Source organism: Amycolatopsis sp. NPDC005232 (assembly GCF_040607795.1).
Classification (GTDB): Bacteria; Actinomycetota; Actinomycetes; order Mycobacteriales; family Pseudonocardiaceae; genus Amycolatopsis.
Genome location: NZ_JBEXHL010000050.1, coordinates 42,249 through 51,983, shown reverse-complemented (window position 1 = coordinate 51,983; position 9,735 = coordinate 42,249). Strand labels below are relative to the sequence as shown.

The 9,735-nt window shown below is 70.8% G+C and carries 11 protein-coding genes and 1 tRNA gene; 5 read left to right on the top strand and 7 right to left on the bottom strand.

Annotated elements, in window-relative coordinates:
• Window positions 1-125: 125 nt before the first annotated feature.
• Entirely contained in the window at window positions 126-1,058 is a 933-nt protein-coding gene (locus ABZU76_RS47500; protein WP_354883805.1) for a neutral zinc metallopeptidase, read from the bottom strand.
• Between the two features lie 575 nt (window positions 1,059-1,633).
• On the opposite strand from ABZU76_RS47500, the gene ABZU76_RS47495 reads away from it, so the two are divergent.
• Both ABZU76_RS47495 and ABZU76_RS47490 read left to right on the top strand, forming a co-directional pair.
• Window positions 1,634-2,164, top strand: a complete 531-nt coding sequence (locus ABZU76_RS47495; RefSeq protein ID WP_220245651.1) for a MarR family transcriptional regulator — start codon at window positions 1,634-1,636, stop codon at window positions 2,162-2,164.
• A tRNA-Ser gene (locus ABZU76_RS47490) sits at window positions 2,128-2,212 on the top strand. Before ABZU76_RS47495 ends, ABZU76_RS47490 begins: the two co-directional genes overlap by 37 nt.
• Here ABZU76_RS47490 and ABZU76_RS47485 read toward each other — a convergent pair.
• Both ABZU76_RS47485 and ABZU76_RS47480 read right to left on the bottom strand, forming a co-directional pair.
• Window positions 2,183-3,241: an alpha/beta fold hydrolase gene (locus tag ABZU76_RS47485; protein ID WP_354883802.1), complete on the bottom strand. Its 1,059-nt coding sequence runs from the start codon at window positions 3,239-3,241 to the stop codon at window positions 2,183-2,185. The genes ABZU76_RS47490 and ABZU76_RS47485 overlap by 30 nt on opposite strands.
• A 126-nt stretch (window positions 3,242-3,367) precedes the next feature.
• Window positions 3,368-3,649, bottom strand: a complete 282-nt coding sequence (locus ABZU76_RS47480; RefSeq protein WP_220245653.1) for a DUF2277 domain-containing protein — start codon at window positions 3,647-3,649, stop codon at window positions 3,368-3,370.
• A 92-nt stretch (window positions 3,650-3,741) separates the two neighbouring features.
• Between ABZU76_RS47480 and ABZU76_RS47475 the strand changes: the two genes are divergently transcribed.
• Window positions 3,742-4,683, top strand: coding sequence for an Ldh family oxidoreductase (locus ABZU76_RS47475; RefSeq protein ID WP_354883799.1), 942 nt, complete (start codon window positions 3,742-3,744; stop codon window positions 4,681-4,683).
• On the opposite strand, the gene ABZU76_RS47470 is transcribed toward ABZU76_RS47475, so the two are convergent.
• On the bottom strand, window positions 4,680-4,907 hold the full coding sequence (locus ABZU76_RS47470; protein WP_354883796.1) for an RNA-binding S4 domain-containing protein: 228 nt from the start codon (window positions 4,905-4,907) through the stop codon (window positions 4,680-4,682). The two genes, ABZU76_RS47475 and ABZU76_RS47470, sit on opposite strands and share 4 nt — an antisense overlap.
• A gap of 25 nt (window positions 4,908-4,932) precedes the next feature.
• Window positions 4,933-5,685, bottom strand: coding sequence for a serine protease (locus ABZU76_RS47465; protein WP_354883793.1), 753 nt, complete (start codon window positions 5,683-5,685; stop codon window positions 4,933-4,935).
• Between the two features lie 68 nt (window positions 5,686-5,753).
• Here ABZU76_RS47465 and ABZU76_RS47460 point away from each other — a divergent pair, with 68 nt between their 5' ends.
• Both ABZU76_RS47460 and ABZU76_RS47455 read left to right on the top strand, forming a co-directional pair.
• Window positions 5,754-6,587, top strand: a complete 834-nt coding sequence (locus ABZU76_RS47460) for an SDR family NAD(P)-dependent oxidoreductase (protein WP_354883814.1) — start codon at window positions 5,754-5,756, stop codon at window positions 6,585-6,587.
• Between the two features lie 138 nt (window positions 6,588-6,725).
• Window positions 6,726-7,406 carry a hypothetical protein gene (locus tag ABZU76_RS47455; RefSeq protein ID WP_354883790.1) on the top strand — a complete coding sequence of 227 codons (681 nt, stop codon included), beginning with the start codon at window positions 6,726-6,728 and terminating at the stop codon, window positions 7,404-7,406.
• 27 nt (window positions 7,407-7,433) lie between these two features.
• Here ABZU76_RS47455 and ABZU76_RS47450 read toward each other — a convergent pair whose 3' ends face one another.
• The gene (locus tag ABZU76_RS47450; RefSeq protein ID WP_220245658.1) at window positions 7,434-8,090 is read right to left on the bottom strand and encodes a response regulator; all 657 of its coding nucleotides are present in this window, start codon (window positions 8,088-8,090) and stop codon (window positions 7,434-7,436) included.
• Window positions 8,087-9,670, bottom strand: coding sequence for a sensor histidine kinase (locus tag ABZU76_RS47445; RefSeq protein WP_354883811.1), 1,584 nt, complete (start codon window positions 9,668-9,670; stop codon window positions 8,087-8,089). Before ABZU76_RS47445 ends, ABZU76_RS47450 begins: the two co-directional genes overlap by 4 nt.
• Window positions 9,671-9,735 lie beyond the last annotated feature (65 nt).

Below are 9,735 nucleotides of genomic sequence, written 5' to 3'. Positions count from 1 at the left end.
CACCGGGCGCCCGTTTTGTTCCCAAACACCCCAATGTGGGGTTTCTTTGGCCTTCACCACCCCAACGCCACATTGGGTGCGTTGGACGCAACCAACGCCACATTGGGGGCGTGTTTTTGTGCGGGTCAGCCCAGGTTGTTGGTGCTGAACGTGTTGCAGCGCGCCGGCTGCCCCGAGGTGAAGCCGGTGGTGAACCACTTCTCCCGCTGCGCCGAGGTCCCGTGGGTGAAGCTCGACGGGTCCGCCTGCCCGCTGCCGAGCTTCGTCTGGATGTAGTCGTCGCCGATGCGCGACGCCGTGTCGAGGGCGCTGGTGATGTCGTCCTGAGTGATGTTCTGCACCAGCGGTTTGCCGGATTCCGTCGGCGTCGTCGAGGCGTGGTTCGCCCAGACGCCGGCGTAGCAGTCGGCCTGCAGCTCCAGCCGGACGGAGCCCGACGTCGGCCCGGTGCCGGTGCCGCGCTTCGACGTGCCGGTGAGGTTCTGCACGTGGTGGCCGTATTCGTGGGCCAGCACGTACGCCTCCGTGAACAGCCCGCCCTGCGCGCCGAAGCGGGTCTTGAGCTCGTCGAAGAACGAGAGGTCGATGTACACATCGGAGTCGGCCGGGCAGTAGAACGGGCCCGTGTCCGACGTCGCGCTGCCGCAGCCCGTGCGCACGCCGCCGGTGAAGAAGCGCGTCGGCGCCTTGCGGTAGGTCTGGCCGCTGCGCGCGAACTCCTGCGACCAGTAGTCCTGCACGGAGTTGATGATCGCGACGATCGCGCAGTCGTGGTCGCGGTTCGCGTCCGCGCCGGTGTGGCACTTCTGCGAGAGCGTGGTGCTCTCCAGCTGCTGGCCGGAGCCGACGTTGTCGAGGCCCAGCCCGCTCGACGCGCTGTTGGTTCCGAGGCTCGCCCCGCCGAACTGCGAGATCAGGAAGTAGATGATCAGGCCCACCACCCCGATCCCGCCACCCCCGATCGCCACGCGGCCGCCGATGCCGCCGCCGCCACCACCGCTGCCGCGGAGGTCCTGGACCTCCGAGGTGTCCAGCCCCGCGTCGTCGTCGAATTGCACAGCGGCAGCGTAACGGGCGAGCCGGACACAAGCCGTGCTGCGGGCCGTACCCCGGACACAAGCCTGGGTGCGGCCCATGCGCTGCGGACCGCACCCAGGAACTACCGAGGTTCTTCTGTTGACGGCGGTTGGCCACCGGCCGGGCCGGCGTCCGGCGGAGCCGTCGCGGTGCCGAGGCCGCGAGGAGAGAACAACGCCAGATCGACGCCGGATGCGCGAGAAGAATGCCGAGCGCACCGTAGATGCCCACTCGTGCTGTTCACAGTCGCGACCGGTCCGTATTCAGGCCGTGCCGGCCGCGGGGACACAGCGGGCGGTCAACCGCGGGAATCACCTGCCATGCAACCACCTGGCCTTCCCGGTGGGAGGTCGGTCCGGCGGTGCCCTGACGGCCCGTCTGATACCTGATCAGCCCATCCGTTGACAAGAAGGATGCGCTTTTTCGGCTCAATTCTCAACCGTTTCGTAACCCACCTTCAGGGGAAGGTTCCCGAATTTTTCACCTGACTCCTCGGTTGGGTCTCGACCTGATGCCGGGACGCGCGGCGCGTCGGCCCGCCTTCTACCCTTTTGCGATGACCGACGAGCAGGCCGTGCGCTGGCTGACCGGCGTCGAGCAGCACGCGTGGCAGATGTACATCGTCGCCTCGCTCCGGCTGCGCCAGCGCCTGCACCGCGAGCTCACCGAGGCCCACGGTGTTTCGCTCGCCGACTACGAGGTGCTCGTCTGCCTCGCCATCTACCCCGACAAGCGCGTCCGGATGTCCGAGCTCGCCTACCAGCTGGGCTCCACGAAGAGCCGCCTGTCGCACCAGATCAGCAAGCTGGAGGTCGGCGGCCTTGTCCGGCGCTGCCCCGACCCGGACGACAAGCGCGGCGTCATCACCGAGCTCACCGGCGCCGGCCAGGCCCTGCTCGACGCCGCCGCGCCCACCCACGTGCGCGGCGCCCGCGAGCACCTCATCGACCTGCTCACCCCGGAGGAACAGTCCACGGTCGGCGCGGTCTTCGGCCGCGTCCTCGAACACCTGGACGACCTGGACAACCGGCGCGATACCCTGACCGACAGGGAAGCGTGGCAGAGCGGCCGAATGCAGACGCCTTGAAAGCGTCCGTAGGGAAACCTACCGGGGGTTCAAATCCCTCCGCTTCCGCAAGTGCGCGTCGAAAAAGCCGCTGAGGGCGGCTTTTTCCTTGCGCAGCATGGTCTCCGGGTCCACGTCGCCGATCACGGCGCGCACCTTCGCCGGGTCAGCGCCGAGTTGCGGCAGCCACGCCTGGTAGTCCGTGAACGAGCCGTGCTCGCCCGCCGGCTCGTGGAGGTCGACGAGCGGCCCGCGCTGATGGCTGACGAACGAAGTCCAAGACGGATCGGTCACGCTGCTGTGGTCACCCGCGCTCATCAGCAGGAACGGCCGGTCCAGCCCCTCGGTCGCGGCTCGGCCGAACCGGCCCTCGGCCGCGTTGAAGACCATGCTGCCGTCGAGGTTCGCGCCGGCCACCACGCGCGGGTCGGCGGCCATGACCTCGGCCGCGGTGAAGCCGCCGGCGGAGTGGCCGAACATGCCGAGGCGGTCGAGCCCCAGCCGGTCCAGCACGAACTCCACGTCGGCCACTCGGGTGGCGATGAGCTTCCGGTTCACCGCTTCCGATGAAGGCGGCAGCGTGCTCGGTTCGACGCGTCCGCCCGGCAGGTCCACCGCGAGCGCGTCGTGCGTGTGGTCGAGGCTGATCACGACGTAGCCCTCGCTGGCCAGCTGCTCGACCAGCACGGTGCCGAGCAGGCGCGAGCTCTGCGCGCCGGGGGAGTAGAGGAGCACCGGGTGCCGGCCGGGCAGCATCGTCGCGCCCGCGCGGGCGGGCGTGGTGAAGCCGAAGTCGAACGGGCCGGCGCCGAGGGCGGCGTGGGCCTGCGCGTTCACGGCCGCGGCGATGCCGTCGGGCAGGTACGGCGCCGGCCGGCCGCCGGGCAGCGCCGGGTAGGTGAGCGTGATCATCAGCTCGCGCGGCCCGCCGGTCCACGGCTCTTCGCGCTTCCGGTCCACAAGGTAGCGGTCCTGCGTGCCGACGGCGTGACGCCCGCTCGGCACGGGCAGGTGCAGCCGCGGCGCGGCCGTCGCGGGGACGGAGCCGAGCAAGCACAGTGCGGCGGTGAAAACGGCGATCAGGGATCTTTTACGCATGCCGCCGACGCTAGGGAGACAGCCGGTCGGCGCGGATCGGGAACGTCCCCGAGCCCGACCCTGAACCTGTCACTCCGGCGGACCCCCAGGTCGCGCCGCGAACGCCTCAAGCATTTCCAGGCGGCGTCAGGGCTTCTTCAGTTCCTTCAACGCCATCCGCGCCCGCACTTCCGGCCGGCGGAGCGGCGGCACGGTCGCCGGGGGCTGACGGCGGTCCGGGAGCTCGTCCAGCAACCGCGCGGTGATCGCCGCGATTTCCGCCACCGCCGCCTCGAACGGGTCGCGCGTGGCGTCCGAAAGCGACTGCACGCCGGTCACCTTGCGGACGTACTGGCGTGCTGCCGCTTCGATCTCTTCGGTTGTCGCGGACGGTTGGAGCCCGCGCAGCGTCGTGATGTTTCGGCACATGCGTGACAGGGTACGTCCCTTCGGGAGCCCTCATCACACTGTCGGGCCATCCTCGTTGACGCCGCCAGACGCGCTTGGGCAGTCTCGATGAAGTGCCCCTCAGACCACGTTCGCTGCGTCCCGCCCGCTCCGCCGTCGTTCAAGAAGTCCCTGAAGACACACCGATTCCCGAACAGGTCTGGCAGCGCGTGCCCGCCGATGAACTGGTCACGCTCGTTTCCCTGATCCTTGTGGCACATGATTTTCCCGACGATCGCGCGCGCATGGCCGCGGAAGCCTTGTGCCACGGCGATCTCACGGGTTCGCCCGACACCGGCGTCGTGGAGCTGCTGCGAATTCACCTGCCCGCTCTGGAAAACGGTGAGGTCGCGGCGCGCGCCGAGCCGTTGCTGATCGCCGACCGCGGTGCCGCCGCGCTCATCGACTACCGGCGCGCCACCGGCCTGTGGGCCGTAGGCGACGCGATGGACCGCGCCGTCACGCGGGCCGGGCGCTTCGGCGTCGGGCTGATTTCGATGCGGGGCGTCGGGCCGTTCGGCCGCGTCGGGCACCACGCGGCGCGCGCGTTGCCCCACGGGATGATCGGCCTGGTGATGGCCGCCGGCGAGGTCGGTGCCGGCCACCCGCTCGGCATGGCCGCGCCCGCCGGCGCGTACCCGGAGTTCGTCCTCGACGTCGACCTGGGCGACGCCTCGCGCAACCCGCAGTTCGCGGGCTTCGCGCTGCTCGTGGACGTGCTGGCGGGCGTGCTCTCCGGCGTCGCCGACCACGAGAACGACACGGGCCTGCTCGTGCTCGCCATCGCGCCCACCACGCTGCGCAGCGCCGACGGCTTCTACCGCGCGGCCAGCGCGTTGTTCGGCAGCATGCTCGGCTGGGAAGGCGGCACGCCGATCCGCTACCCCGGCTGGCGCGAAGCCCAGTACCTCGAACAGTGCCGGGCGCTGGGCGTGCCGCTCAGCGCCCCGGTGCGGCGGCAGCTCGATTCGCTGGCGCTCGGGCTCGGGCTACCGCCGCTGACCAGCATGGGTTAGCGCGCGAGCGTCACCCGTCCGCGGTCGCCACCGACGGCCACCACGTCGCCGTCGGAGAGCTGGCGGCCGCGGCGGGTCTCGACCTCGTCGTTCACGGTGACCGCTTCGTTCTCGATGAGGTCCTTGGCGTGGCCGCCGTCCTCGGCGAGGCCGGCCAGCTTCAGGAACTGGCCGAGCCGGATCGGTTCGCCGGTGATGGGCACGTCACGCACGGGCTCGCTCATACGCCGCATCATCCGCCATCGGCGCTCACCGGCGCGAGGTGGCTTGCCGGTACAGCGCGGTGACGTCGTCGTCGAAGTAGCTGGAGTACGACACGTCGTCGGTATCGCCGCCTGTCTCGAAGCCGCCGATCACGCCGATGACGGTGCCGAGCTTCGTGCGTGGGTCGGCGTCGGCCACGAACGGGCCGCCGCTGGTGCCGGTGGCGAAGCCCGAGCAGTCCACGCGCAGCTGGAACGTGTCCTCCTTCGAGGTAGTCGTGCTGCAGACGGTGGGGACGTCGGAGCCGTCGGGGTAGCCGGTGACCGTCACGGATCGCGCGAACGGACCGTTCGCGCCGAGACGGTTCGCGCCCGTCACGGTCTCGAGCGATCCACTCGCGCCGGCCTGGTGGGCGGTGGCGAAGCCGACGTCGAGGTCCGGGTCGGACTCGTCGGCCCAGCCCTGCGCCACGAGCTCGTCGCCGACGTCCCAGAAGCCGAACGGAGCCACGCCGTCGTGGAAGCCGGGCGCGAAGGTGACGCCGGTGAAGTACGTGCCGCCCGCGCCGTCGTGGAGGCAGTGGGCGGCGGTGAGCAGCTCGTCGCCGCGGTCGCTGTGGACGACGCTCGCGGTGCAGTAGTGGGAGCCGTTGACGAACAGCGCGCCGACGGCCGCGTTGCCGGGCCGCGCGGGCGTTTGCGCTGGTGACGCACGGTGCCCGGCGACGGCCATGACGGTCCCCGTCGCGCCGAGCACCACCACCGCGCCCAGCGCGAGCACCACCCGTGCCCGCCGCATCCATCCTCCCGAAGATCGCTCCCGCCACTAGTATCCAAAACCTGGAGCACCGGACGAGGGGAGCGGCGATGAAGGAGTTCACCGACAAGGTCGCGGTCATCACCGGAGCGGGCTCGGGCATCGGCCGCGCGCTCGCGCTCGGGCTGGGCCTGCGCGGCGCGCGGCTGGCACTGTCCGATGTGGACGCCGGGGGCCTGGAGAGCACGGTCGAGGCGGCGAAGGCGCAAGGTGCGGACGTGCGGGGCTACTCGCTCGACGTCTCCGACCGCGCCGCCGTACTGGCGCACGCGGACGAGGTGGCCAATGCGTTCGGCCGGGTCAACGTCGTGGTCAACAACGCCGGCGTCGCGTTGGGCGCCACGGTGGAGGACATGACGTTCGAGGACTACGACTGGCTGATGGGGATCAACCTCGGCGGCGTCGTGAACGGGACCAAGGCGTTCCTGCCGCACCTCATCGGCTCCGGCGATGGACACCTCGTGAACATTTCGAGCGTGTTCGGATTCGTCGGAGTGCCCACTCAGAGTGCTTACAATGCGGCCAAGTTCGCCGTTCGCGGATTCACCGAGGCGTTGCGCGAAGAAATGCTCGCGGCGCGTCATCCGGTGGCCGTGAGCTGCGTGCACCCGGGGGGCATCAAGACCAACATCGCCCGCCACGCGCGCGGCGGCAACGACGGCGATCAGGAGGCCGCGGCGGCGGGCTTCGAGAAAATTGCGCTGACCACACCGAAGAAAGCCGCCGAAACGATCATCCGCGGGGTGGAACGGCGGTCCGCCAGGATCCTCATCGGACCCGACGCGTACGTCATCGACGCCATCCCGCGCTTGCTCGGATCGGCGTATCAGCGGCCGCTCGCGACTATGGCGCGGCTCGGCTTCAAACGGATGGGGAAGGACTGAATCGCGTCCGACGTGCGGGAGTTCGGTTGCCCCGGAAAGTCACCGTCACCCAATGGAGTTGCCTTTCTGACAAACCCGTCGGAAATGCACCAGAATGCTGACGTCCATCCGAGTGCCCGTACCCCGGAGGTACCTTCCATGCTGCGCACCGCCGAGCGACGCGCCACCTCGCCCGCCGATGAGCTGCTCGACCGCACCGGCATCCTCGCGGCGAGCGTGCCGCGCAGGCGCCGCAGTCCGGAGGACACCCAGCCGATCTCCGTGGTGCCCGCCCTCCTGCCCATCGCCGGCGACGGGGCCAGCGCCACCGTGCTCGCGCCTCTCGCGCCGCGCCCGCGCGTCGTCGCCCGACGCCGCACGCGCGGCTGGGGCGCCGGTACCGCCGCCCTGACCCTGCTCGCCCTCGGCTGGTTCGCCGGCGGCCTGTTCTCGGGCTCCTTCACCGGCCGCACCACCACCGACGACGTCGCCGTGCCGACCGACCAGCGCGAGCTCGTCGCCCAGGCCCCTCCGCTTCCGGCTCCCGCCTCGACGCCTGCCGCCGCCGCGCCCCCGGCCGCCCCGGTGACCGTGTACGTCCCGGTCCCCGACCACAAGGCCGCCACGCCCGCGAAGCAGCACGTTGCCAGCCGCCCCACCACCCCCCGCACCTCCGCCGGCGGCTCCGACCACCGCCCCACATCCACCCCGGACGACGACGACCTCCGCTCTGACACGAAGTCCACTCCGGCCAAGTCACCGGCCGCCACGCAGTTCGACGAGTACATGTCGCAGTGGCAGCCGTGGATCGACTTGGCGGACCGGATGTCACGTCGCTGACCAGCGGTTCTTTCAGCCCGGCCAGGGTCAGCCGATCCAGACGTACTCGTGTTCCGGGCGTCCGGTCGCCCCGTAGCGGAGGCGCATTTCCACCGCGCCCGAGTCGGCCAGGGCGGTGAGGTAGCGCTGGGCCGTGGCGCGCGCCATGCCCAGTTCGCCGGCGATCTCCGCCGCCGACAGCGGAGCGCCCGACGTCCGTAGCTGCTCCGACACGAGCCGGGCCGTCGCGCTGGACTGGCCCTTCGGGGTGGTCGCGCGGTCCTGGTCGTGCAGTGCGCGGTAGGCGCGGTCGACGTCGTCCTGGGTGAAGGGGCGGTCGGTGGTCACCTGGGTGCGGAAGCGGGCGTACGCGGTGAGCCGCTCGGCCAGCTGGCGCGTCGTGAAGGGCTTGATCAGGTAGTTCAGGGCGCCGGCGCGGATGGCGGCGGTGATGGACGCCGCGTCGGTCGCGGCGGAGAGGACGATGGTGTCCGTCGCGAGGTCCGGCAGCACGGAGAGGCCGGGCTCGTCGGGCAGGTAGACGTCGAGCAGCACGAGGTCCGGCGTCAGTTCGCGCACGCGGGCGCGCGCCTCCGCGGCAGTGTGCGCGATGCCCGCGACGGTGAAGCCCGGCACCTCCGCCACGAACCCCGCGTGGACGCCCGCCACCCGGAAGTCGTCGTCGACGATGAGCGTGCGAATCATGAAAGAGCCTCCACGAGCAGATCAGGCAGTTTCGCGACGAACAGCGCGCCCGCCGCCTCGCCGCCGGCGTCGGCGAGCCAGACGTCCCCGCCGCGAACGCGGGCCGCCTGCCGCGCGAGGGCGAGCCCCAGCCCGTGGCCGGGCGTGAGTTTCGTCGAGACGCCTTCGTCGAAGAGTGTGTCACGCAACGAATCCGGCACGCCGAGCCCACTGTCCACAACGGACACGTGCAGCGCCGAGCCCTCCGCGAACAGCCCGACCTCCACCGTCGCCGGCCGGCGCGGGCCCATGCGGGCGGCGTGCAGAGCGTTGTCCACGAGGTTGCCGATCACGGTCCCGGTCGCAACGGGGTCGGTCACCGAACCGCGCACGAACGAGTCGTCCGCCAGCTTCAGCTCCACGCCCTTTTCCAGCCCCTGCTCGGACTTCGCCACCAGCAACGCCTGCAGGTACGGGTCGCGCACGGCGTCTCCACCCAGCGGCGCCGAGCGCGCGGACGTCGTCTCGGTCAGCGTCTGCAGGTACTCCTCGGCCTCGGCGTGGTGTCCGAGCTGCAACAGCCCCGACAACGTGTGCAGCCGGTTCGCGAACTCGTGCCGCTGCGCGCGCAGGCCATCGGACAGTGAGCGGATGCCGTCGAGCTCGCGGCTGAGCGTGTCGAGGTCGGTGCGGTCGCGGAACGTCAGCACGGTCCCGAGCGCCCGGTCGTCCCGCTGCACTGCGCGTGAGTTCATCACCAGCACGCGGTTTCCGGCCACCGCAAGGAGATTGTCCACGGGCTGCCCATCGGCCACGGCCTTGCGCACCCGCGGCGACAGGTCCAGCTCGTCCAAAGTGGCCCCCACCGGCAGGTCGATCCCGAGCAGCCGCTCGGCTTCGTCGTTGCGCACCGACACCCGGCGTGACCCGTCGACGGCCAGCATCCCCTCGCCGATCCCGTGCAGCACGGCTTCGCGTTCGTAGAGCAGCTCGGTCAGCTCGTGCGGTTCGAGGCCGTGGGTCACGCGGCGCAGCCGGCGGTTGAGCAGTGCGGACGCGCCGGCGCCGAGCAGCAGCGCGCCCGCCGCGAACGCCAGCGTGATCAGCAGCAGCCGGTTGAAGTCCTCGGTCAGCTTGCCGACCTGGTAGCCGACGCTGACCTCGCCGACCACTCGTTTCCCTTGCCAGATCGGCGTCTTGCTCCGCACGGAAGGCCCGAGCGTGCCGCCGTCGAACTCGCTGATGACATCGTTGCCCGCCAACGCTTCCGCTGCCGAAGTGCTGACCTTGTCGCCGATCTCGGTCGGCGTCGGGTGTGCAAGGCGGATGCCGCGGTCGTCCGTGACCACCACGAACAGTGCGCCATTGACCTTCGACACCGCGGCAGCGTGCGCCTCCAGCACCCCACCTTGCCGCCGCGCCGCCGCACCCTCCACCACCACGGGGTCCACCGCCACCGACTTCGCGACCGCCAGCGCCCGCTCGCCGTATTGCTCCGTCAACGTCGACCGCAGCTGCCAGCTCACGAGAGCGACGCCGAGCCCTACCACCAGCACCACCACCCCGATCTGCAGCAGCAGGACCTGGCGGGTGAACCGCATGCGTTCGAACAACGCCCACTTCGGCATGCCAGGCAACATACCCCCAGCTCAGGGCCGTGCGCGAA